Below are 21,798 nucleotides of genomic sequence, written 5' to 3' on the forward strand. Positions count from 1 at the left end.
ACCGACCAAATCGGCTAGAGCCGATTACGGTAGTGGGCGGCAGAGCCGCCTCAGCGTAGCCGATCAAGTCTACCCGTGGCTACCTGACCGCTCTGTGATCACCACAGTAGCATGCCAAGAATCATCACTGGCTGTATGGCAAGTACGGCAAACATGGTAAACATGAGAACTGCAACGGCATAGACGACCTTTTCGCCGATCGGGTCCATTATGGTATGGAATCTGTTTTTTACTATATTATGCATGATAAACTCCGTTTATTAAGTAGTTTAATAACTTTATACTGGTTAGATTGTAGACCACCACGATTTCCGCCTTATTTCCAATTATTTCAAATTGTTTCAGTCTGATTAAATGGATTCTCTGGTATGGTTGGTTGTTGTGAAGGCTCGGTTATTGAATGATTAAGATTATTACGGCCCTGGCGGGTAGTCTCGCGGTTGGCTGGGTGGCAACGGCATTTTTTCTTCCGCAGCATGCGCTGTTGATCGGAGTAGTCTCTTTTCTGGTTATCCTCTGGACCAATGAGGGGCTGCCGCTTGGGGTGGTGTCACTTCTCCCTCTGCTGCTCTTCCCGCTGTTTGAAATACTTGAATTCAAGGCAGTAACTGCCAATTATGCAAAACCGGTAATATTTCTCTTTCTGGGTGGTTTCATGATTGCGATTGCAATCAAGGAGAGTGGTCTACACAAGGTTATTGCCCATCGTATGCTGAGGATATTCCCCAATAGTGCACGGGGGATGATCTATTCACTGGCAATAACGGCAGCGCTATTAAGCTCATTTCTATCCAATACAACAATTACTCTGATGCTGTTGCCAATTGCGCTATATCTGACCGAGAACATCAGGCTCAAGATCAGGTTTCTTATAGCAACTGCATATGGGGCAAGCATTGGCGGGGTGTTGACCCCAATTGGTACTCCTCCAAACCTGATTCTGATGGGGTATCTTGAGGATATAGGGATGGCAGCTCCAACCTTTATGGAGTGGATGACGTATACATCTCCTGTGGTCTTTATGATGCTGTTGATTGTTCCTGCACTGTTGTCAATTGGTCTGGAGGGTGAGCATGTAGAGAGCCGTAGAGATGATGAGATTGCCCCGCTCAATAAAAGTCAGCGTCGCCTGGCATCAACTCTTTATGCTCTCATTGTGTTGCTGATTATAAACTCACCAATTGAGCCGTTTCATAGTGGTCTGGGGTTGAATGAAAAGATGTTGTTGTTGGGCTTTGGGGTGCTGATGTTTGCCCCCGGGATTGGGTTTCTTCAATGGAGTGACATCAAAAAGGTGCCGCTTGAGATTATCTTCCTCTTTGGTGCCGGTTTCTCCATCGCTAACGCCTTTATGTACTCCGGTATTGTGAATGAGATCACCGGTTATCTGTTGGGGATGGAGGCACTTCCATTCTGGGCGCTTATATTTGTGATCGCGCTCTTTGTAAGTTTCTCAACAGAGATAACCAGCAATACAGCCCTTATTTCGATTGTATTGCCTATATTTCATACATTTTCTCAGCAGACAGCCCTTAACGAACAGATTGTGCTAATGGTGGCAACCATTGCTGCCAGTTACGCCTTTATGCTGCCAATCGCAACTCCTCCCAATGCCATTGTCATGTCGAGCGGGGTAATAAAGATTAGAGAGATGGCCAGAATAGGCTTCGTAATCAACCTGGTCGGGGTGTTTGTGTTGTCTTTAACAGCTTATTTTTATTGGTAATGTTTGTTTGATGGCTTGATTTCAGTCAAATTCATCCAAGTAATTACTTGTCTCATGGGGATTTATTGCGGATAGTTAGTGGTAACTAATAGAGGTTACACAAGTTGCAGACAATCATGAGGCACAAGAAAATGAACAGTTCTATTCAATCAGCGGTAAAAAAATCACTCTCCACCGTGTTTGCGGGGGTAATTATTCTCTATACAGGAGCCGCGTCCCCATTCGGGTTTGATTTTGGTGACAGCTTCAACGAGGGTATGGATTTTGACAAGGGCAGTGATCTCGATATGGGAGGCTCCAAAATGAATTGGGAGACCCCAGATAACTCATTTGATACCGGTAGTACCGGGACAGGTTCCGGGTTCTCTTGGGGGAGTGGTTCACGCAATTCAGGCCCGTCCTGGGGTTTTCGCAAGACCCCACCTCCAGCATACTGGGGTTATCCCAACCCATATACGCAGCCGTATGCCCCCAGAGGATATGCGCCACGTTATATGCCGCCACCACAGTATGGTTGGCCACGAGCTCCCAGAGTGCAAAAGAGGCCCCCAGCACCTGCGGCACCAGTAACGGACAACCCAAAAGAGGGGAGTAACAGATGAAAACAGCACACATAACAAAAGCAGTTGCAATTTCCGCAGTAATTTTATCAACAATGGCAGTTGCTGCAGATGTCGCAGAGGATGCAGAGCAGAGCCAGAAGTGGCACTGTGTTGATGTAGCCAGTGCCGGGGTTCGTTGGAATAGTGATACCGACACCTATCGGGATGCCAGCTTCTTTATGATGCAGTACATCATTGAGCAGAAGGGTGATCAGCTGGTGCTGCCGAAAATGTTGGGATTTGCTGATAAATATACCTGCGGATTCAGGAACAACAGCCCGGTGTTGACCTGCAAGGATCCGGTCCATACCTTCAACATGAATGTGCAGACTGGTCGTGCCACCCATAGCAAGAATTATGGATGGATGGATCCATATTCACGTCCAGACTCCATGTTTGTCTCTGCTCTTATCTGCAGGGTTCAGTAGACAGTAACCAAAAAGAAAAAACCTCTCACCTGGATGGGTGAGAGGTTTTTTGCTGTCTGCCAGTTACCTCTAGTGCATGCTGAGATAACCAATAATTACCAGGGTCAACAGAGTTAGACCGAAGAATATCAGGATCGCTCCAAGCAGGTTGGAACCTGCCTGTATACCCTTGGGCATACGTTTCACAAGATGTTTTTCCAGTTCGCCGCTTGCCTTAAGGCGTTCGTACTCCAGCTTGTGTTCATGTTTGTACTCATCAAGTGGCACCAGTCCGGTAAAGATGGTGGTACTCATTGGGAACTTGTCTGGACGGAAGTGGACGTTGAAGAAGTGCACTGTGAACAGGAAGATGGTTGCCAGTAGCGCCTCTTCAGCATGGATAATGGTAGCTATATTGAAGACATATCCGGGCAGAATGATTGCGGTCAGTTTTGGTGCAAAGAGCATTATGCCGCTAAACCCGATGATGGCAGCACCCCAGAACGGAGCCCAGTAATCAAATTTCTGCCAGTAGGACCAGCGATCGAAGTTAGGCCTCTCTGCCATGCCGAAGAACCAGCGGAACATTGCAGTAACGTCACGCAAATCCTGCCAGTTTGGAATCATGGAAGTAGGCCCAAACCAGCGGAACGACTTGCGATTACTGAAGATGTTATAGACAACAAAAGTGAAGTGGGCCATAAATACCGACAGCCAGGTGACTGCTGCGGTACGGTGGATGATAGCCTCAACCTCTGGCCCTCCCAGCATACTTATAACGACTGGGGCCCAATCTGTATGTGAGAATAGCAGTGTGGATCCGGTCAGTGCCAGAGTCATCGTACTAAGAGCAAATAGTAGATGGATGATTCGCCACGGCAGAGTGAAGCGACGGAAGTAGACCTGTCCCTTGGCAGCAATCAGTGCTTGAGGTGGCGGCTTATACCCCTTGCCCTTTCTGCGGTCACTGTACTCTCGGTAGAACCAGAGAATCACATGGGTCCAGAAGAAGAGGAATACACCAATAATGAGCCAGTTCATGAATTTGGTGACGATATAGATATCAGGATAACGCTCGTAGTCATCCGCATTACCGTGAGCATAGAAGCCCAGGAATCCATCAGGAGCATCCTCATGACACTTGTTACAGGTCTCCAGGCGGTTGTCGAGATGAACCATTGAGGTTGGGTCATCAACCTCTTTCAATGCATGGCTGCCATGGCAGTCAAAACATTTTGCAGTATTGGTGTAACCAAGTCGGTTGACCTGTCCGTGGTAGGAGGAGACATATGTGTTCAGTGACTCCTCGTGACAGCTACCGCAGTTCTGGGTAATTGCCAGCTTCATGGAGTCCTTGTCAGGTGATTCTATGTTGTGGGTGGTATGACAGTCGGAGCATACAGCTGCATCACTGTTCCGGTTTTCCACCACCTCCTTGCCGTGAATGGAGGTCATGTAAGCATCTTTCTGCTCCTCATGACATCGGCCGCACACCTCTGGATTATTTAGGCGGTGGTCGGCACGTGCCTCACTGCCAAGGGTACCAATGTTATGGGCATCGTGGCAGTCGTGACAGGTGGCATTTGTCCTGGATTGATCGGCAATATTTGGTTGGGCGTGAACAGAGTGCATGTAACTATCAATCTGCTCCAGTACCACATTTAGTCGTTTGTACTTTGGATCAGCCTCATTCTCCTGCTCTTCCATAGTCTCGGTGTGGCACTGAATACAGCCCACTGTTATTGGCAGCTCCTCCTCATGCTCACCTTTTTTCAGGGTGATATTGGTATGGCAGCCTACACAGTTCTGTTTTCCATGAACACTGCCCTCAAATTTATCAGGATCAACATAGATGAATACCTCTGGTCCCTCCTCATCTTCACCCAGAATATACGTCTTCTCATCCTCATCAGCGTGACACTTGTTACACTTTTTATTGGGAATAAGCTTCTTGGCAACCTTTTGGCTCTCCGCCTTGTTGGATGTCTGGGCAGATGAGCCATCTGATACAGAAGCGTGGGTGGTGATAGTGAATAGCCCCAGCAGAATTGCCAGAGAGATACGTTGAATACGAGTTGATAAATTTGACACATTCCCCTCCTCGGAATAGTTAAGTGGGTGATTATCAAGTTGAAGGGGTGCTGTGTCAACTTTTCATCAAGAAGCCTGAATTAGTTACCCGCGCGCAGACGGGAATTATCTCTTTAAGCTTTTTAAGTAATTAACTCGGTCTGATAACGTTCGACCTTAATAGTATCGGTCCAGTAATTGGCTGGCAGTCCAGCCTTCTGTTTTAGGTGCTGGACAAAAAGTTCAGGAGAGGGCAACTGTTCCCAGACGGAAGGGAGAAAGGTACCGCGATACCCTCTATCAGAGAGAATAAGTCCATCTATACCGGGTCTGATCTGTCTGATCAGGTCATCTTCGGATTTGAAGTTTATTGGGGAGGCGGGAGTGAGCAGAGATATCTTTATGGCTGTCCTGATAAACTCCTCGGCTCCCAGAGGTGGAAAACGTGGATCCTGGAATGCTGCGGCAAAACTGTTTTTAACCAGATCCTCAGCCAAAGGTTGATATGCCTCGAGTGACCCTATGCAGCCGCGTAGCTGGCTCTCTATCTCCAGAGTCACAAAACATGCTCCCAACTCCTGTAGTTGGGGTGGTAGCTCTTCCAGCTTAACAGTTGAGACTCTTCCATGGTCAACTCCATACTGGATTGAGGAGTGGGCAAGCTCCAGCATGATCCTGCGGTTCTCTTTAGAGGTTTGGTTCATGTCGACTGTGCCGAAAAAAGATATGCACCGTATCCAACCACACGACTCTTGTCACCAGCAGTATCTCCCGAGTTTCTCAGATCAATGGCTGCACCCTGAAGGCCTCTCTTCCTTGCCAGATAAAGTAATCCGTTAATTGGCATCCGTCCACAGGCGTCATCGTGGTTGATTGCACTGTCATCAAGATCCTCAATGGCTTGTGAGGTCTTGCTGTCCAGCTGCTGGGCAATCTCATAGGGCTGATAGTGGCTAAGATCGGAGCTGATTATAATCACTGTTTCTGGGCCTCCCCAGAGGGCCTCCAACACCTCGGCAACATCTGTTGGGCTGGCGTTGCCAACCACCAGAGGGAGTAGTGAAAAATCACCAAGAACCTCCTGTAGAAAGGGTATATGTACCTCCAGGCTGTGTTCCGGTTGGTGCGCCTCGTCAATCATCTTAACCTGTGGCAACTCAATCACCTGTTGCAGGGCGTCTCTGTCCAGCGGAACCAATCCAAGTGGTGAGGCATAAAAATCTGCACCCGATGCAGCCAGCCCGTTAAAGGCAAGGTGGTGGGAGGGGCCAAGAAGGACAACCCTCTCCACTACCCCCTTAAGAGGGCTTAATGCACGATAGGCAGATCCGGCAACAGGCCCGGAGTATATGTAACCGGCATGAGGGGCGATAATTGCCTTCGGAATAGTGGTTGATGATTGTCCAGCATCAATAAACCCTCTCACCATGTGGCTCAACTCCACAGGGTCTGCAGGATAGAAGGTGCCGGCAACAGCAGGTTCTCTGATCACTGGTAGATACTCCTCTCCTCGTCTATAGTCACTATATCAATGTGTTCGCAGTGACTAATAGTAGTTGAAAATCTGAAAACGGCAAACTTGATGAGTGACAAGAAGATAAGCGAAGTAGCAATAGATGACTATCCAACAACATACTGGCATCAGTTGAGTGATGGCAGAGTGCAGTGTGATCTCTGTCCGCGAGAGTGCAAGTTGAGGGATGGTCAGCGTGGACTCTGTTTTGTAAGGATGGCAAAGGGCGGAGCTGTAGTTCTGACAACCTATGGCCGTTCCAGTGGTTTTGTGATTGATCCGATAGAGAAGAAACCGCTCAACCACTTTCTGCCGGGCAGCGCAATACTCTCTTTTGGTACTGCAGGTTGCAACCTGACCTGTAAGTTTTGTCAAAATTGGGATATGAGCAAAGCACGAAAGATGGACAGGCTACAGGACTTTGCCTCACCAGAGATGATCGCAAGAGCTGCCAGCGAGTTGGGATGCAAGAGTGTTGCCTATACCTACAATGATCCGGTTATCTTTATGGAGTATGCGGTAGATGTGGCCATGGCCTGCAGGAAAAAAGGGGTGCGCTCGGTTGCAGTTACTGCGGGATACATTCACGGTGCAGCCAGGGAGGAGTTCTTCCAGGAGATGGATGCAGCGAATATCGACCTCAAGGGGTTTTCTGATGATTTTTACCACAAGCTCTGCAGTGGATCACTGCAACCGGTACTGGATACCCTGCTCTATCTCAAGGAGAAGACCACAGTCTGGTTTGAGCTGACAACACTGCTGATTCCGGGACAGAATGACTCTGCTGAAGAGCTGGATGCGATGACAAAGTGGATTGTCGACAATCTGGGGCCAGAGGTTCCGATCCACTTTACTGCCTTCCACCCCGACTACAAGATGATAGATATACCCTCTACCCCGCAAGAGACATTGACTCATGCACGTGATATCGCCAAAAGGAATGGTATCTACCACGCCTATACCGGCAACGTGCATGACAAGGCTGGAGAGAGCACATACTGTCACCACTGTGGCGAGCTCTTGATTGGCAGGGATTGGTATGAGCTTTCAGAGTGGAACCTTACCGAGAGTGGCAGGTGTAAAAAATGTAGAACACGTTGTGCCGGAGTTTTTGAAGGAGAAGCCGGTAGCTGGGGCAGCAGGCGCCTTCCCGTACAGATGGCAAATTTCAGATAGAGTGGAGAGGAGATAGTAATGCATGACAAGATTATTCAGCTGATGGACAAGGTTGTAGACCTGGAGCAGGAGCTGGAGCGTGATCTGGAAGAGAAGCAGACCGAATTCAGGTACAGGCTTGAAGAGAAGAGAATTCACTTCGAGCGCGAGATGACAGAGTCGCAGCGTCAGCTAAAGGTTGGGCTGTTTCAGTTTATCCGCAGGGCAAAATTAAGAACACTGCTCTCGGTTCCTGTTATCTACGGGCTGGCACTCCCTCTGTTGATTGTTGATATCTCGGTCACCATCTATCAATGGATCTGTTTTACCCTCTGGGGTATGGGCCGGGTTAGACGCCGTGACTACTGGTTGATGGATCGTGGACATCTTGCATACCTGAATGCCATAGAGAAGATAAATTGCTACTACTGTAGTTATGCCAATGGGTTGGCATCATATATTAGCGAGGTGGCAAGTCGTACAGAACAGTACTGGTGCCCCATAAAACATGCCAGAAGAGTTCAGCATCCTCATCCACGGTATTGGCGTTATAGCGATTTTGGTGATGCCGAAGCATATCGCTCAACTCTGGACCGTTTCCGAAAAGAGCTTGGTTGAACGAAACGTTCAATGCATTCAATGTAAAGGTTAAAAAATTGAATGATATAGGTTAACCATATCGAGTCATCAGGGTTGTCATAAAACTATTTAATATATATAAATCAGTAAGATACCAATTTTTCATACTGATGCCAGAAGTGGTACAAAAATTGCTTTATAAGATGGTATGGGGATATATGAGGAACTGGAACTGCAACACCAACAGATCAACGGGCAGATTGATCAGTTTGTTGCACAGCTAAACAGTGAGTCTGGATTTGATCCAGTTGAAATAATCCAGCAACTTGAGGAGTTCTCCAAACTCCTTTTCGCACATTTCACCCTGGAGGACAGAGTGTTCTCGCAGATGATTATCGACCAGAACTGTGTTGCTGGTCGCAAGAGCCAGATACTTGAGTCGATGGGTGACATTCAGCGTGTAATCTCTGTCTTTGTATCTCTGATCAGAAGGTGGTGGATGAAAGATGGTTCCGAGATTGATCGGGAGCAGTTTCGTGCGGAGGTGCTGGAAAATCTGGATACCATCCACGACTGTCTGCAATCGGAAGAGTCGGATATCTTTGCCTATTGTGAATCCTGTATTCGTGAGGTTGATCTCGAGGAGAGGCTGGGATACCGGACTGCCTGATCGGTGCCGGAGAGGCATCCACTTTTTGTATTGCCATACTTTTTGTGATATTATTTGCAAATAGTAATAATTCTCAAACACATCAATAAACCCGGACCATCATGGAAGCAACACTGGCATCACTAAAGCCTGGAGAGGAGGGCACCATTATTGGCATTAATGGAGAAAACCGCCTCCGCCAACGTCTGACAGAGATGGGTTTTCTAAAAGGCTCCACGATTGGGGTTGATTCCACCGCCCCGTTTGGGGATCCACGCTCCTATACAATTCGTGGATATCAGGTAAGTCTGCGTAATGCAGAGGCAGATCAGATCCTTGTCAATATTGATAAGGGGTTATGACCATGGGTCAGACAGACAAGATCATCAATGTAGCCCTTGCAGGAAATCCCAACTGTGGAAAGACCACAATCTTTAACCACCTGACGGGCGCGCGTCAACGGGTGGGAAACTTCAGCGGGGTAACAGTTACCCGTAAAGAGGGAACTGTACACCACAAGGGGTGGACCATAAATGTTATCGATCTACCCGGAACCTACTCACTCTCCTCAAAAACAGTAGAGGAGAAGGTGGCTCGTGAGTATATCCTTAATGAGTCACCTGATCTGGTGGTTGATGTTGTAGATGCCGGAAATCTGGAGAGGAACCTGTTTCTCACCACCCAGCTGATCGAGATGGACCTGCCCCGTATTATCAATCTAAATATGATTGATGAGGTTAGGGCCAAGGGGATGGAGATCGATACAGCCACCTTCTCTCAGCTTCTCGGGGCACCAACAGTAGAGACTGTTGGACGTACAGGCGAGGGCAAGGAGAAGCTGCTGGATGCGATAGTAGCTATTGCAGAAGATGGGTTCAGCTCTCGTCAGATCAGGGTTCCATACGACTCTCATGTGGAAGAGGCGATTGAGCGTACCCAGGAACATATCGCAAAACTCCACCCCGGACAGATTGAGGAGGAGCGCTCTCGCTGGCTGGCACTCAAGCTTCTGGAGGGGGACTCCGATGTGCTGGCACAGGAGCATGACCATGCAGACCTGATTGCAGCAGCAAAGAGCGAGCAGACAGAACTTGAAGATAGTCATGGCGAAGACTCCCCAACCCTGTTGGCTGATGGCCGTTACGGATTTATTCACGGTCTGGTGCAGGAGACCATGCAGCAGTCAAAACCGGTACGTGCCCAAAACATGACCCGCAGGATTGACCAGGTGCTGCTGAATCGAGCACTGGGGCTGCCACTATTTCTCTTCTTTATGTGGCTGATGTTTCAGACCACGTTTACCGTTGGCCAATACCCGATGGACTGGATTGATTCCGGAGTGGGCTGGCTCTCTGATACAACCACAGAGCTAATGCCGGAGGGGTTGATCCGCAATCTGCTGGTGGATGGAATTATTGGCGGGGTTGGTGGCATCATCATCTTCCTCCCCAATATTGTGCTGTTATTCCTGTTTATCTCATTCTTTGAGAATACCGGATATATGGCACGAGCCGCCTTTCTGATGGACCGCTTTATGCACGGTATCGGTCTCCATGGCAAAGCCTTTATCCCCCTGCTTATGGGGTTTGGTTGTAACGTGCCGGCTATTATGGCGACCCGTACCATCGAGAACCCCAGGGACAGGCTGCTCACCATCCTCATCAACCCTTTTATGAGCTGCTCGGCCCGTCTGCCGGTCTATGTACTGTTGGCCGGAATCTTCTTTGCAGAGTATGCAGGCACAGTAGTCTTTGCGCTCTACCTGGCGGGCATTCTGGTAGCCATGGGTGCCGCCTGGATGATGAAAAAGACCATGTTTCAAGGCCTCTCTGATCCGTTTGTAATGGAGCTGCCACCATATCGCCTGCCGGCAGCCCGCTCGGTTGTGATCCACATGTGGGAGAAGGCGGTAGAGTTTCTAAAAAAGGTGAGCGGTATCATTCTGGTGGGCTCTATCATTATCTGGTTCCTGCAGGCCTTTCCTCAAAACGTTGAGTTGAGCGTGGACTATGGCGCAGAGCAGCACCGTATAGAGCAGCAGATGGATGCGGGGCAGGCAAGAGAGCAGGCACTTTCCGAGCTTGCAAACAGGCAGGCGGCTGAGGAGCAGGAGAGGCGCTATCTGGGGCAGATTGGGAGAACAATCCAGCCCATATTTGAGCCCCTGGGGTTTGACTGGAAGGGGAGTATCGCCCTCCTGACCGGATTTGTGGCCAAGGAGATCGTGGTCTCTACATTTGGAGTCCTCTACAACACAGGTGATGAGGTGGATGAGGAGAGTATGAGTCTGCGTGAGGCGATGGCTGGGAGCATGGCTCCGGAGGTGGCACTTGCGTTTATGGTCTTTACCCTCCTCTATATGCCATGCCTTGCAACCATTGCGGTTATAAAAAGAGAGACCCAGTCAGTTGGCTGGACCACGTTCTCCATTGGACTGGGATTAGGTATCGCATGGGTTCTGGCATGGGTTGTGGTAAGGGTTGCGGGGTACTTTTTATGAGTGAGTTGACCACAATAGAGATCATGGTGCTGGGGGTAATCCTGATCTTTGCCCTGCGCTACTTGTGGCGATATTCAAGACGTGCCCTCGGTCTGGGCAGAGATGGCTCATCATCATCCTGTCAAGGCTGTTCTCAGGGAAAAGATTGCCCGTCAGGGCAGAATGTCTCACTGACCAATAGACAGAAAACGACTAAGAGAGGGGGTAGCAATGAGTTTTGAATCCATCAATCCATACAGCGGCGAGGTGATTGAGCAGATCCCGAATTGGGATGAACAGCAGATAGAGTCTGCACTGGCTCAGGCCGCATCCGCAGCACCAGTCTGGCAGTCCACCCCCCTGGAGCAACGTTGTGCCATTGTGCGCAAGGCTGGAGAGCTGTTGCGCAGGCGCAAGCGAGAACTTGCAGAGATGCTAACCAAAGAGATGGGCAAGCTGATAACTGAGTCCGAGGCTGAGGTAGAGAAGTGTGCCTGGGTATGTGACTACTATGCAGATGAAGGGCCAGGTTTTCTGGCGGATGAGATCATCGCAAGCGATGCTGGCAAAAGCCTGGTTGCGCACCAGCCATTGGGGACGGTATTGGCAGTAATGCCCTGGAATTTCCCGCTCTGGCAGGTTTTCCGTTTTGCCGCCCCCGCACTGGTTGCCGGTAATACCGGTCTGCTCAAGCACGCATCCAACGTACCCGGCTCTGCACATGCCATTGAGGAGGTGTTCAGAGAGGCCGGTGCGCCACAGGGGGTATTCACCTCATTGATGATTCGTGCCTCCCAGGTGGCAAAAATCATCGAGGATGATCGTGTTCACGCTGTCACCCTTACAGGGAGTGAGCCGGCGGGGCGACAGGTAGCTGCAACAGCAGGGGCAAGCCTCAAAAAGAGCGTGCTCGAGCTTGGGGGGTCCGATGCATTCATTGTGTTGGAGGATTGTGATCTGGATGCGGCGGTAAAGGTAGCAGTAGCCTCTCGTTACCTTAATAGTGGACAGAGCTGTATTGCAGCCAAACGGTTTATTGTGGTTGAGGCTGTTGCCGACCAGTTTGTCTCTCGGTTCAAACAGGCCGTGGAGGAGTTGCAGTTGGGCGACCCAATGGATCCAGCCACCACACTGGCACCAATGGCGAGAACAGATCTGCGTGATGAGCTTGATCAGCAGGTACAGAGAAGTATCGAGGCGGGGGCGGAGCCGTTGACCGGATGTAGCCCATCAGATATAACCCATGCCGGTTATGCCCCCTCAATTCTCGACCATGTAAAACCTGGAATGGCGGCTTACAGTGAAGAGTTCTTCGGGCCGGTGGCGATTGTGATTCGTGCCACAGATGAGACCGATGCAGTCCGTATTGCCAACGACAGCCCATTTGGGCTTGGAGGGAGCGTCTGGACCGAAGATCTGGAGCGTGGTGAGCGCGTGGCCCGCAAGATTCAATCAGGTGCCACCTTTGTAAACGGGATCGTCAAAAGTGATCCGCGTCTCCCCTTTGGAGGAATCAAAAATTCCGGTTACGGACGAGAGTTATCCAAACTTGGAATGCATGAGTTTGTGAACGCCAAAACCATCTGGATTGGGTAAAACTTACTCAGGCCCCTTCCACCCCAGAACCTTGTCCTCATCAAACCAGACAAAAGCATATAGCTTGGAGGTTGGATGGTAGTACCAGGTGGTGAAGATCGACTCCTCAATTCGCCCGGGCTTGCCCAGCAGGCTCTTTATTGAGCGGGATGTCATATCCTTTTTGACCCGTTGCCACAGAACATCATCCTTCCAGCGATTTTTACCGATACTATCCCTGAGCTGATCCTCCAGCTCACTGATACGATTCTCCAGCGCAGTGACCCGATCCGATATGGACGCATCATTGGCATAGGCAGATTGGTAGACAAATAGCGAACAGATTATCGCAATAACAGTTTTCATGGTTCAGTAACCTATTTTTTGGTTGTTTTGGGGGCGGGAATCGAGAATTTTGGCATTCCCGGAATATTAAGATCAAGAAGGTTTGGTCCCTCCTCAGGTGCAATCAACCCCTCGCCCTCGAGGTCATATTGGAATCCCTCAGGCAGGTTGTATTGATGCTCTATGTCCGGGGTCACCAGAGACTCTCCGGCCTGCTCCTTCTCTCTCCAGCCTAAACGATAATGCTCGCCAAGTTGTCCCTTGGCTATATTTTCCGGCAGCACCTTGATTGCTGCAACAGGTAGAGGACATGCATATTCACACTTGCCACAACCGGTGCAGGCATCGGAGTGTACAGTCGGCACGAAGATTGTGTGACGCTTGGTGCGGGCATTGTGAAAGCGTTCCAGTGATATCGCCTCATCAAGAACCGGACAGACTCGGTAACAGATATCGCAACGCAGCCCCAGCAGGTTCAGACAGGTCTCTTGATCAACCAGAACTGCAACCCCCATGCGCGAGGTATTGATATCAGCCAGGCCTCTATCCAGTGCCCCGGTAGGACAATTCTGGATGCAGTAGATCTCCTCGCACATCTCGCACGGCTTGTCGCGAGCGATAAAGTATGGAGTACCTAGAGCCACCTCTTCCTGTAGCTCTGCCAGATGGAGGATCTCATAGGGACAATCCTGAACACAGAGACCACAGCGGATACAGGAGCCCAGAAACTCATTCTCGGGAAGTGCACCAGGTGGACGCAGCGCATAGGCCGGCATTGAGCTCGCCTGCTTGCCGAACAGGCCAATCGTAGCACCAGCAACAGAGAGCCCACCAACCATCTTTCCACTGTCGGTGAGGAACTGCCTGCGGTCTACCTTCTTCTTGCTCATGGCTGGCTCAGGTTCGGTTAAGAGGCCTCTGCAATCTCCGTCTCATCGTGAATATATACAGGGTTAACAATAATAACACCATCAATTGACTCAATTTCGGTGATGCTATCTGTCATGGTATTGGCGTCACGCCCCTCCAGAGTGATGGCAAGTTTTCCTGCAGCATCCTCGGCATGAATCTCCAGACCATCAATGGCGTTGAGTTGTGATTTAACCGACTCCATCATCTCTGGTCTGAGTCTGATTGCAACTCCCGAAATTTGTATAACTGTATCTTCCACTATCTGCCTCCTTTCCCTTGTTTTATATGTTTAGTTTATCCTGATTATACCGTCAGCATAAAAAAACCGCTTGGATCATGCAAGATCCAAGCGGCTATTTCTACTCAATAGCTACTCTCTAGCCATTAGCGTCTTGCACTGGTTGAGAATTCATTTACAACCAGCGGATCCACCCGGTATTGAGGGGCATGACACTGATTACAGAAGAATCTTGCTCCAGAGAGGTGGTTAAGAGTGTTGCCGGCACGATCTACATAGTGGCTACGGCCAATCTTGGTGGCCTCCTCCTCTTTGTAGTTCGCATCACTATGACAATCCATACACTCGTTCTCTTTTACAGAGATTGAATAGTCTTTGTGAGGCATTACCGGGGGCTGCTCTTTCCAGGTTCGTGCAAAAGGATCAGCATCCTTAAAGCGGTTTTTCCTGGTAGGAATTGCCGAATCGGCATTGATATCACTGCCTCCACGCAGGGAGGTGACATCGCCAGCCACAACAACAGAACTTCCACCTAGCAGTGCAGCCAGAGAAGCACCCAATACAAACATCATGATATTACGCTTTTTCATTGGTATCTCCTCCTTAGGCCTTAGTCACTTTAACAGCGGTCTTCTTAAAGTCCGTCTCTTTGGAGAGAGGGTCGGTTGCATCAAGAACCAGCTTGTTTACCAGACGACGCGCATCAAACCATGGAACAAATATCAGCCCCTCTGGCATCTTGTTACGTCCTCGAGTGGAGACGCGCGCTTTCATGCTGCCGCGACGGGATGTAACCATTGCTGCTGCACCATCATGTAGTCCTGCCGCCTTGGCATCCTTTGGATGCATATAGATCAATGCATCAGGTACTGCACGGTAGAGCTCAGGAACACGCTGAGTCATTGAGCCAGAGTGCCAGTGCTCGAGTACACGACCAGTAGTCATCCACAGTGGGAACTCTGCATCCGGAGACTCCGCAGGTGGCTCGTAAGGGCAACAGAAGATGTTGGCCTTGCCATCCGGTTTTCCATAGAAGTAGACATCACCCTTGGCAACCGTTGGGTTTGACTTTCTAACCAGTGGGTCAAACCCTTCACGATAGCGCCAAAGGGTCTCCTTGCCATCGATTACCGGCCAGCGCATGCCGCGCGTCTTGTGATACTGGGTATATTCACCAAGCTCATGCCCCTTCTTTGGGCCATTTAGACCAAACAGGCGATACTCTTCATAGAGCCCCTTCTGTGGGTAGAAACCGAAGTGGAACGCCTCTTCGTTATCAAACCCTCTCTCCAGATCCTCCAGGCCATACTTGTTGACCTGTCCATTACCATAGAGCACATCAAACAGGGTCTTGCCCTTGAACTCTGGGTTGGCCGCAACGTGCGCCTCTCCCCACGCCTCTTCGGTAGTGAAGTGCTTGGAGAACTCCATCAACTGCCAGAGATCTGACTTGGCACCCTCTACAGGTGGAACCTGCTGACGCCACGCCTGAGAGCGACGCTCTGCATTACCATATACACCCTCCTTCTCAATCCACATTGCAGTAGGAAGGATCAGGTCAGATGCCATTGCGGTAATAGTTGGGTATGGATCCGAGGTGACAATAAAGTTCTTTGGATTACGATACCCAGGCATGGTCTCATCATTAAGATTTGGTGCCGCCTGAACGTTGTTGTTACACATTACCCAGTAGGCATTCAGCTTGCCATCCTTGAGTTTGCGATTTTGTAGTACCGCATGGTATCCAGGTTTGCCAGGGATAGTTCCTGCAGGAATCTTCCAGGTCTTCTCGGTAAAGTCACGGTGTGGTTTCTTCATCACCACCAGGTCTGCAGGCAGACGGTGGGCGAAGGTTCCAACCTCACGTGCGGTACCACAGGCAGAAGGCTGTCCAGTCAGAGAGAATGGCCCATTGCCAGGCTCGGAGATCTTGCCGGTCAGCAGATGCAGGTTATACATCAGGTGGTTCATCCAGACACCACGTACATGCTGGTTGGTTCCCATGGTCCAGAGAGAGACGATCTTCTTGCTTGGGTCAGCATAGAGATCAGCCAGTGCCTTCAGGTTCTCTGCAGGGACACCAGACATCTCGACGGCCTTCTCCAGGGTGTACTCGGCAACAAATGCCTTGTACTCATCAAAGGTCATTGGCTTGGAGCCAACCTGAGCCTTGCGTGGAGAGCTGTTTTTTGCACTCTTCTCACGAGGATCATTTGGGCGCAGCCCATAACCGATATCGGTATTGGCGAGACGTATATTTGTATGTTTCTTTACAAAATTATGGTCTACAGCGCCACTCTGGATAATGTGGTTTGCAATATAGTTACCAATCACCAGGTCAGTTTGTGGCTCGAAGATCAGTACATTGTCTGCAAGGTCACAGCTACGGTGGGTATAGGTAGAGAGAACATGTACCGATGAGTTTTTCTTGGTCAGGCGTGTATCAGTGATACGCGACCAGAGGATGGGGTGCATCTCCGACATATTGGAGCCCCAGAGTACAAAGTTCTCACCATGCTCAAAATCATCATAGCAGCCCATGGGCTCATCGGAGCCGAAGGTACGCATGAATGCACCTACCGCAGATGCCATACAGTGGCGTGCGTTAGGGTCAATATTGTTTGAACGGAAACCAGCCTTGTAAAGTTTGGATGCAGCATAACCCTCAAGAACAGTCCACTGACCCGAACCAAACATTCCAACAGTGGATTTGCCATCACCACGAGCGTGGTCATTGGCCATCGCCGTTTTCCACTTCTTGGCCATGATGTCGAATGCATCATCCCAGCTCACTGGGGTAAACTCACCATTCTTGTCGTACTTGCCATCAGTCTGGCGCAACAGAGGGGTGGTTAGACGGTCTCTGCCGTACATGATCTTGGAGAGGAAGTACCCCTTGATACAGTTCAACCCTCTGTTGACTGGTGCGTCCGGGTCACCCTGCGTAGCTACCAGCTTGCCGTTTTTGGTACCAACCAGAATACTACAGCCAGTGCCGCAGAAGCGACATGGGGCCTTGTCCCAGCGGATACCGTCAGAATCGTAGCCATCTTTTGCCTGGGTTACAACGGGGATACCGCTAATACCAACAGCAGTAGCCGCCGCGGCCACAGCATTGGATTTGATAAACTCTCTTCTAGAGATTCCCATAGATACTTCTCCTCACTATTTACGTTTTAATTCTAAATTATAGAACCGTATCTTTAGGGAGAGTTTGTTCACCGTCCCCTCCCCAGGTACGGTTTTTCCTAGATATAACCTACTACTATAGTTGGTTATATCCACATAAAAACATGTGAAAGGTGTTTATCTCAAAAAACAATAGCTACGTCAACAAGTATCATGGTTTGTTAATTGATCTACATCAATTGGTTCAACCATAGCTGTCCCTGCATTTGTACTCCACCATACTCTATTAATAATTTATCTAAGTGTAGCTGTTACGTAGCTGTCAGCCTATTCAACAATATCATTTAAGATTTAAGATAGTTGACAGTTTTTGTTTGTCTGATACTTTTAGTCAGTGGAGATAACTCGTTATGGGGGTTTTTTGGTCTCTGTAATGTAAAAGCGTAGTTGAGGAGGGTTAAGAAATGGTAGCAGCAAGATATGATATGAATAGATTTACCGAGCTTGGAGAGATACTCAGAGAGTTCAGGCTGGATGCGCAGATTTTGCCTGATGAACAGCAGGTAGAGATCTCTGACAAATATGGCAATCGCATCAAAAAGAGGTTTTCAGAGCTGCTGATGGGGAAGGAGGGGTGTGTGGTCTGCGTACGCAAGATTGCCGACCATTTTGAAAAGTTGGCTTTCCGCAGTATGCGCGGTGCCGGGAATTGAGAGAGCGGGGCAGGTTACTTGGGGACAATTCAGAGGTTCCCTAAATCTTTACTGTGAAAATAATTACCCCCACAAAAACATAGGTATCCCTGCCCTCAGATTAATCTGAAGGCGGACTTTACCCTGCCGCAGTTTGATGCAGTTTACGTTGTCTGAGGCTGAGCCAGTTGAGGCAAATAGCCAAATTCCCATAACTTCTTCATCCAGCGAGATAATGGTCCGTTTATGGCCTCTGCGTATGACAAGTCCTTGATATTTGACTTTGAACTGACTCGTGGTTCTACTGGCGGCATTGGCCACCTCACATAAAGAGTGTCGAAGGGATCGATTCCCTTTGCGCGTTTTTCCGCTTTTTCTTTTTCCGGCACTTTCGTTATTACCGGGACAGAGGCCTGCCCATGAAGCGAACTGCTGAATATTCCCAAACTGGGACATGTCGGTGCCGATCTCGATCAATATAGCCGTTGCTGACCAGCGGTCTACTCCGGGAAGCGTCTGTAGCAGTTGCCATGGCAGCTTTCAGCGTTATGAGCTGCTGTTGATTGCGCTTCTGTTTGGTTTGATGCAGATGGTAATCAGCACCCTTTGGCTACGATATTTTCTCTATGGCTCCCTAGAGTGGGCATGGCGATCCTTGGTCAGGATTGAGTTTCAACGGATACGACTGTCGAGTGCGTATCCATGAAAATTTGGTTGCTATGTTGTGAATCGGTTCAAAAGTGGATCTTGTTTAGACTCTGTCACTAGACAATAGACTGTCTATCGTCGGTTTTGAGTTTCCGGAAAATGGCTGTAAAAAAGTGTTGACAAGAATCCATTTTGGACTGAAAATCGCGCCCCCTTTCGACTTGATAGAAGGTTTTATGTTTTTCTAGGCCGTGCGTTGCCCTCTCTGTGAAGTGCTTCGCATCAGTAACAATTTGCACTTTGTTTTGGAGGAGCTTGCACAATGGAGACAGCCGTTTCTATTGGTCAGTATGACCTTAAAAGCACCGATCTTTTCCCTGCAACCGGAGAGGAGATCAATTCCGCCATCTGGCCCACCCACAATCAGCAGGGTGAGACTGAGCATCTGCTCGACCATTTTATTACCCGCAACGGCATCACCTTTGCCGGCACTCACCTGATTCTGGATCTGTGGAAGGCCTCGAATCTGGATGATTTGAACCTGATGGAGCAGACCTTGCGAGAGGCGGTTGATCTATGTGGAGCCACACTGCTCCATATCCATCTCCATCACTTCACCCCCAGTGGTGGGATCTCCGGAGTGGCCGTTCTGGCAGAGTCCCATATCAGCGTCCATACCTGGCCAGAGAAGGGGTATGCAGCCTTCGATGTCTTTATGTGTGGAGACGCCCGCCCGGAGTTGTCGATCGAGGTGTTCAAACGCACCTTCAACCCGACCCATATCAATATCCATGAGCATCTGCGCGGGGCTTGCGGCCAATGAGCAATCAACACACCTTTGAAGAGACCCTCTACGACAGCTACTGGCAAGGCTTTGAGGTGGGTGAGGTCTATTTTGAGCACGGCACTGGCCAGCAGCAGTTGAAGATTTTCCACAACCCCCGTTTCGGACGGGTGATGGTGCTCGATGGGGTGGTGCAGACCACCGAGGCGGATGAGTTCATCTACCATGAGATGCTGGCCCATGTGCCGCTGCTGGCACACGGCAATGCCAAACGAGTACTGATCATCGGTGGTGGTGATGGGGGGATATTGCGGGAGGTGTGTCGTCATCAGAGCATTGAGCAGATTACCCAGGTGGAGATTGACCGTGCTGTGGTTGAGATGAGTATTGAGCACCTGCCGAACCACTCCGCCGGGGCTTTTGATGACCCACGCTTTGAGCTGGTGATCGATGATGGGATGAACTACGCCAGCAACAGTGATCGGCAGTTTGATGTGATCATCTCCGACTCCACCGATCCGATTGGACCGGGAGAGAGCCTCTTTACCCAGGACTTCTACAGTGCCTGTAAGGCACGTCTGGCCCCAGGCGGTATTCTGGTGACCCAGAACGGGGTCGCCTTCATGCAGCTGGATGAGGTGCAGGATACGGCACGTCGTCTGCGATCACTATTTGCCGACAGCACTTTCTACAGTGCGGCAGTGCCGACCTATGTGGGGGGGATCATGACCTTTGCCTGGGCCACCGATAACACGGCACTGCGCAGTGTGGATCTGACTACACTGCAGACCCGCTTTGAACAGGCGGGGATCGAGACCCGCTACTACAATCCTGCGATCCATCAGGCTGCGTTTGCTCTGCCGCAGTATCTGCAGAAAGCGATTGCTGAGGCACTGGATGAGGAGTGATTTGATGAACGATAATATCGTACCGCTCTATCCTTGGAGCAGTCTGCCCGCTTCAGAGCAGGAGGCGCAGTATCGTCAGCTGGTTACCCGGTATGGTTCTCCACTGTTTGTGGTGGATGAGGCCCAACTGCGTCGACAGGTTCGTCAGCTATCCGCTGCACTGCCTGGAGTAGAGTTGTTCTATGCGATCAAGGCGCTGCCTCGCGCTGAGGTGATCGCTGCACTGGTCTCCGAAGGGGTTGGTCTCGATATCGCCAGCAGTGGTGAGGTGGCACTGGCGCGCCAGAGTGGACTATCTCCTCGTGCCACCATCCATACCCACCCCATCAAGAAGGATAGTGAGATCCGTGCTGCGCTACGCTACGGCACTACCACCTTTGTGGTCGACAACAGAGAGGAGCTGAGGAAGTTCCGGCGCTACCACAACCGGGTCGGTCTGCTGATCCGTATACGTTTCCAGGGTAAGAGTGCGGTGGTCGACCTCTCCAGCAAATTTGGTTGCTCCCCGGAGGAGGCAGTGGAGTTGTTGCAGTTGGCGCGCCGCAAGGGGATTCGCATCAAGGGTTTCTCTTTCCATGTTGGCTCTCAATCGGGGCAGCCCGATAGCCATGTGGCAGCCATTGAGACCACCCATGCACTGATGGAGCGGGCGTGGGCAATGGGATTTAACGAGATCAACCTGCTCGATATGGGCGGCGGGTTCCCGGTGGAGTACCGGCATGCTGTACCGGAGATCGAGGATTTCTGTGCGCCGATTCGTCAGGCACTCGACAAGTTGCCACAGCGTGTACGCAAGGTTGCCGAGCCGGGCCGTTATCTGGTGGCCCCGGCAGTCTCCGTCATCACCTCGGTGGTGGGCAAGAGTGAGCGTGATGGCCGCCCCTGGTACTACCTGGATGATGGGGTCTACGGCTCCTGGAGTGGCAAATTGTTTGACCATGCCGACTATCCGGTCGAGGTGTTCCGTGAAGGGCCGCATCGTGAAAGTGTATTGGCGGGCCCTACCTGTGACAGTATCGATGTGGTAGAGCAGGCGATTGAGCTGCCGAAGATGGAGCTGGGAGACCTGGTGGTAGGGCATCAGATGGGGGCCTATACTGCAGCTTCAGCAACCGATTTTAATGCGTTATCCCGTGCTAAGATTGTAGTGGTTAATAGTCGGCGGAGTGAGGGGTTAGCGCACAAGAGGGGGGGAATTCAGGTTTAATCTCTTTTAACAGCAAACGGGCTATCCACTTGACGCGAGTCACAACTTCTCCATCACTATCAATGCCGTGTACCTGGAAAACATCTTTTGCCAAATCCAAACCTATTACGTTAATCTCTTTCATGGATACCGTCCTCTCTATTTAGTTGATGTGTAACAACCCAACTATGGCACTTTGAT

The 21,798-nt window shown here is 50.1% G+C and carries 24 protein-coding genes and 1 pseudogene; 15 read left to right on the forward strand and 10 right to left on the reverse strand.

The genetic code is table 11. The features are described 5' to 3' along the window. Positions 1-98: 98 nt before the first annotated feature. Positions 99-245 carry a hypothetical protein gene (locus AC3ZFK_RS00730; RefSeq protein ID WP_487505860.1) on the reverse strand — a complete coding sequence of 49 codons (147 nt, stop codon included), beginning with the start codon at positions 243-245 and terminating at the stop codon, positions 99-101. A 155-nt stretch (positions 246-400) separates the two neighbouring features. On the opposite strand from AC3ZFK_RS00730, the gene AC3ZFK_RS00735 reads away from it, so the two are divergent. From AC3ZFK_RS00735 to AC3ZFK_RS00745, 3 genes are all read left to right on the forward strand, one after another. Then, the gene (locus AC3ZFK_RS00735) at positions 401-1,726 is read left to right on the forward strand and encodes an SLC13 family permease (protein WP_487505861.1); all 1,326 of its coding nucleotides are present in this window, start codon (positions 401-403) and stop codon (positions 1,724-1,726) included. A gap of 131 nt (positions 1,727-1,857) precedes the next feature. Beyond that, positions 1,858-2,328 carry a hypothetical protein gene (locus tag AC3ZFK_RS00740; RefSeq protein WP_487505862.1) on the forward strand — a complete coding sequence of 157 codons (471 nt, stop codon included), beginning with the start codon at positions 1,858-1,860 and terminating at the stop codon, positions 2,326-2,328. Beyond that, on the forward strand, positions 2,325-2,756 hold the full coding sequence (locus AC3ZFK_RS00745; RefSeq protein ID WP_487505863.1) for a hypothetical protein: 432 nt from the start codon (positions 2,325-2,327) through the stop codon (positions 2,754-2,756). The genes AC3ZFK_RS00740 and AC3ZFK_RS00745 overlap by 4 nt, the downstream gene beginning before the upstream one ends. 69 nt (positions 2,757-2,825) lie before the next feature. On the opposite strand, the gene AC3ZFK_RS00750 is transcribed toward AC3ZFK_RS00745, so the two are convergent. The 3 genes from AC3ZFK_RS00750 to amrB form a co-directional block, all read right to left on the reverse strand. After that, the gene (locus tag AC3ZFK_RS00750) at positions 2,826-4,826 is read right to left on the reverse strand and encodes a cytochrome C (RefSeq protein ID WP_487505864.1); all 2,001 of its coding nucleotides are present in this window, start codon (positions 4,824-4,826) and stop codon (positions 2,826-2,828) included. 122 nt (positions 4,827-4,948) lie between these two features. Further along, on the reverse strand, positions 4,949-5,509 hold the full coding sequence (gene amrA / locus AC3ZFK_RS00755; RefSeq protein ID WP_487505865.1) for an AmmeMemoRadiSam system protein A: 561 nt from the start codon (positions 5,507-5,509) through the stop codon (positions 4,949-4,951). Next, a complete protein-coding gene (gene amrB, locus AC3ZFK_RS00760; protein WP_487505866.1) occupies positions 5,506-6,297 on the reverse strand; it encodes an AmmeMemoRadiSam system protein B in 792 nt (263 codons plus the stop codon). The genes amrA and amrB overlap by 4 nt, the downstream gene beginning before the upstream one ends. Positions 6,298-6,387: 90 nt before the next feature. Between amrB and amrS the strand changes: the two genes are divergently transcribed. The 7 genes from amrS (at position 6,388) to AC3ZFK_RS00795 (ending at position 12,776) form a co-directional block, all read left to right on the forward strand. After that, the gene (gene amrS / locus AC3ZFK_RS00765; protein WP_487505867.1) at positions 6,388-7,494 is read left to right on the forward strand and encodes an AmmeMemoRadiSam system radical SAM enzyme; all 1,107 of its coding nucleotides are present in this window, start codon (positions 6,388-6,390) and stop codon (positions 7,492-7,494) included. Positions 7,495-7,512: 18 nt separating this feature from the next. After that, positions 7,513-8,091, forward strand: coding sequence for a hypothetical protein (locus AC3ZFK_RS00770; RefSeq protein ID WP_487505868.1), 579 nt, complete (start codon positions 7,513-7,515; stop codon positions 8,089-8,091). Between the two features lie 169 nt (positions 8,092-8,260). Then, a complete protein-coding gene (locus AC3ZFK_RS00775; RefSeq protein ID WP_487505869.1) occupies positions 8,261-8,722 on the forward strand; it encodes a hemerythrin domain-containing protein in 462 nt (153 codons plus the stop codon). Between the two features lie 101 nt (positions 8,723-8,823). After that, positions 8,824-9,063 (forward strand): FeoA family protein, encoded by a 240-nt coding sequence (locus AC3ZFK_RS00780; protein WP_487505870.1) that lies wholly within the window; start codon positions 8,824-8,826, stop codon positions 9,061-9,063. Between the two features lie 2 nt (positions 9,064-9,065). Then, entirely contained in the window at positions 9,066-11,201 is a 2,136-nt protein-coding gene (gene feoB, locus AC3ZFK_RS00785; RefSeq protein WP_487505871.1) for a ferrous iron transport protein B, read from the forward strand. Continuing rightward, positions 11,198-11,422 (forward strand): hypothetical protein, encoded by a 225-nt coding sequence (locus AC3ZFK_RS00790; RefSeq protein WP_487505872.1) that lies wholly within the window; start codon positions 11,198-11,200, stop codon positions 11,420-11,422. Before feoB ends, AC3ZFK_RS00790 begins: the two co-directional genes overlap by 4 nt. After that, positions 11,412-12,776 (forward strand): NAD-dependent succinate-semialdehyde dehydrogenase, encoded by a 1,365-nt coding sequence (locus tag AC3ZFK_RS00795; RefSeq protein ID WP_487505873.1) that lies wholly within the window; start codon positions 11,412-11,414, stop codon positions 12,774-12,776. Before AC3ZFK_RS00790 ends, AC3ZFK_RS00795 begins: the two co-directional genes overlap by 11 nt. Before the next feature lie 3 nt (positions 12,777-12,779). Here the strand turns inward: AC3ZFK_RS00795 and AC3ZFK_RS00800 are convergent, their stop codons facing one another. The 5 genes from AC3ZFK_RS00800 to napA all read right to left on the reverse strand — a co-directional run bounded on the left by AC3ZFK_RS00800 (position 12,780) and on the right by napA (position 17,400). Further along, positions 12,780-13,121 carry a hypothetical protein gene (locus AC3ZFK_RS00800; RefSeq protein ID WP_487505874.1) on the reverse strand — a complete coding sequence of 114 codons (342 nt, stop codon included), beginning with the start codon at positions 13,119-13,121 and terminating at the stop codon, positions 12,780-12,782. Positions 13,122-13,132: 11 nt separating this feature from the next. Continuing rightward, the gene (napG, locus tag AC3ZFK_RS00805) at positions 13,133-13,990 is read right to left on the reverse strand and encodes a ferredoxin-type protein NapG (RefSeq protein ID WP_487505875.1); all 858 of its coding nucleotides are present in this window, start codon (positions 13,988-13,990) and stop codon (positions 13,133-13,135) included. Positions 13,991-14,007: 17 nt separating this feature from the next. After that, positions 14,008-14,271 carry a chaperone NapD gene (locus AC3ZFK_RS00810; RefSeq protein WP_487505876.1) on the reverse strand — a complete coding sequence of 88 codons (264 nt, stop codon included), beginning with the start codon at positions 14,269-14,271 and terminating at the stop codon, positions 14,008-14,010. A 125-nt stretch (positions 14,272-14,396) separates the two neighbouring features. After that, positions 14,397-14,840 (reverse strand): nitrate reductase cytochrome c-type subunit, encoded by a 444-nt coding sequence (locus tag AC3ZFK_RS00815; RefSeq protein ID WP_487505877.1) that lies wholly within the window; start codon positions 14,838-14,840, stop codon positions 14,397-14,399. A 13-nt stretch (positions 14,841-14,853) separates the two neighbouring features. Further along, entirely contained in the window at positions 14,854-17,400 is a 2,547-nt protein-coding gene (gene napA / locus AC3ZFK_RS00820) for a nitrate reductase catalytic subunit NapA (RefSeq protein WP_487505878.1), read from the reverse strand. Positions 17,401-17,864: 464 nt separating this feature from the next. On the opposite strand from napA, the gene AC3ZFK_RS00825 reads away from it, so the two are divergent. Next, entirely contained in the window at positions 17,865-18,092 is a 228-nt protein-coding gene (locus AC3ZFK_RS00825) for a hypothetical protein (RefSeq protein ID WP_487505879.1), read from the forward strand. 174 nt (positions 18,093-18,266) lie between these two features. Here the strand turns inward: AC3ZFK_RS00825 and AC3ZFK_RS00830 are convergent. Continuing rightward, positions 18,267-18,599: pseudogene (locus tag AC3ZFK_RS00830) on the reverse strand (transposase); the annotation flags it as partial. Between AC3ZFK_RS00830 and AC3ZFK_RS00835 the strand changes: the two are divergent. From AC3ZFK_RS00835 to AC3ZFK_RS00850, 4 genes are all read left to right on the forward strand, one after another. Continuing rightward, complete coding sequence (locus AC3ZFK_RS00835) at positions 18,526-18,777, forward strand: DUF418 domain-containing protein (RefSeq protein WP_487505880.1); 252 nt, start codon at positions 18,526-18,528, stop codon at positions 18,775-18,777. The pseudogene AC3ZFK_RS00830 and the gene AC3ZFK_RS00835 overlap by 74 nt on opposite strands. A gap of 264 nt (positions 18,778-19,041) precedes the next feature. Then, complete coding sequence (gene speD, locus AC3ZFK_RS00840) at positions 19,042-19,542, forward strand: adenosylmethionine decarboxylase (RefSeq protein ID WP_487505881.1); 501 nt, start codon at positions 19,042-19,044, stop codon at positions 19,540-19,542. Further along, on the forward strand, positions 19,539-20,411 hold the full coding sequence (gene speE, locus AC3ZFK_RS00845; protein WP_487505882.1) for a polyamine aminopropyltransferase: 873 nt from the start codon (positions 19,539-19,541) through the stop codon (positions 20,409-20,411). Before speD ends, speE begins: the two co-directional genes overlap by 4 nt. Positions 20,412-20,415: 4 nt before the next feature. Further along, a complete protein-coding gene (locus tag AC3ZFK_RS00850) occupies positions 20,416-21,618 on the forward strand; it encodes a type III PLP-dependent enzyme (protein WP_487505883.1) in 1,203 nt (400 codons plus the stop codon). The last annotated feature ends 180 nt before the right edge of the window (positions 21,619-21,798 follow it).

It is taken from the genome of Candidatus Thiopontia autotrophica, assembly GCF_982804495.1.

Excerpts from the sequence above, each read along its gene's own strand:
- AC3ZFK_RS00730 (WP_487505860.1), bottom strand. The coding sequence starts at position 245 with ATGCATAATATAGTAAAAAACAGATTCCATACCATAATGGACCCGATC.
- AC3ZFK_RS00735 (WP_487505861.1), top strand. The coding sequence starts at position 401 with ATGATTAAGATTATTACGGCCCTGGCGGGTAGTCTCGCGGTTGGCTGG.
- AC3ZFK_RS00740 (WP_487505862.1), top strand. The coding sequence starts at position 1,858 with ATGAACAGTTCTATTCAATCAGCGGTAAAAAAATCACTCTCCACCGTG.
- AC3ZFK_RS00745 (WP_487505863.1), top strand. The coding sequence starts at position 2,325 with ATGAAAACAGCACACATAACAAAAGCAGTTGCAATTTCCGCAGTAATT.
- amrA (WP_487505865.1), bottom strand. The coding sequence starts at position 5,509 with ATGAACCAAACCTCTAAAGAGAACCGCAGGATCATGCTGGAGCTTGCC.
- amrS (WP_487505867.1), top strand. The coding sequence starts at position 6,388 with ATGAGTGACAAGAAGATAAGCGAAGTAGCAATAGATGACTATCCAACA.
- AC3ZFK_RS00770 (WP_487505868.1), top strand. The coding sequence starts at position 7,513 with ATGCATGACAAGATTATTCAGCTGATGGACAAGGTTGTAGACCTGGAG.
- AC3ZFK_RS00775 (WP_487505869.1), top strand. The coding sequence starts at position 8,261 with ATGGGGATATATGAGGAACTGGAACTGCAACACCAACAGATCAACGGG.
- AC3ZFK_RS00780 (WP_487505870.1), top strand. The coding sequence starts at position 8,824 with ATGGAAGCAACACTGGCATCACTAAAGCCTGGAGAGGAGGGCACCATT.
- feoB (WP_487505871.1), top strand. The coding sequence starts at position 9,066 with ATGGGTCAGACAGACAAGATCATCAATGTAGCCCTTGCAGGAAATCCC.
- AC3ZFK_RS00790 (WP_487505872.1), top strand. The coding sequence starts at position 11,198 with ATGAGTGAGTTGACCACAATAGAGATCATGGTGCTGGGGGTAATCCTG.
- AC3ZFK_RS00795 (WP_487505873.1), top strand. The coding sequence starts at position 11,412 with ATGAGTTTTGAATCCATCAATCCATACAGCGGCGAGGTGATTGAGCAG.
- AC3ZFK_RS00800 (WP_487505874.1), bottom strand. The coding sequence starts at position 13,121 with ATGAAAACTGTTATTGCGATAATCTGTTCGCTATTTGTCTACCAATCT.
- napG (WP_487505875.1), bottom strand. The coding sequence starts at position 13,990 with ATGAGCAAGAAGAAGGTAGACCGCAGGCAGTTCCTCACCGACAGTGGA.
- AC3ZFK_RS00815 (WP_487505877.1), bottom strand. The coding sequence starts at position 14,840 with ATGAAAAAGCGTAATATCATGATGTTTGTATTGGGTGCTTCTCTGGCT.
- napA (WP_487505878.1), bottom strand. The coding sequence starts at position 17,400 with ATGGGAATCTCTAGAAGAGAGTTTATCAAATCCAATGCTGTGGCCGCG.
- AC3ZFK_RS00825 (WP_487505879.1), top strand. The coding sequence starts at position 17,865 with ATGAATAGATTTACCGAGCTTGGAGAGATACTCAGAGAGTTCAGGCTG.
- AC3ZFK_RS00835 (WP_487505880.1), top strand. The coding sequence starts at position 18,526 with ATGTCGGTGCCGATCTCGATCAATATAGCCGTTGCTGACCAGCGGTCT.
- speD (WP_487505881.1), top strand. The coding sequence starts at position 19,042 with ATGGAGACAGCCGTTTCTATTGGTCAGTATGACCTTAAAAGCACCGAT.
- speE (WP_487505882.1), top strand. The coding sequence starts at position 19,539 with ATGAGCAATCAACACACCTTTGAAGAGACCCTCTACGACAGCTACTGG.
- AC3ZFK_RS00850 (WP_487505883.1), top strand. The coding sequence starts at position 20,416 with ATGAACGATAATATCGTACCGCTCTATCCTTGGAGCAGTCTGCCCGCT.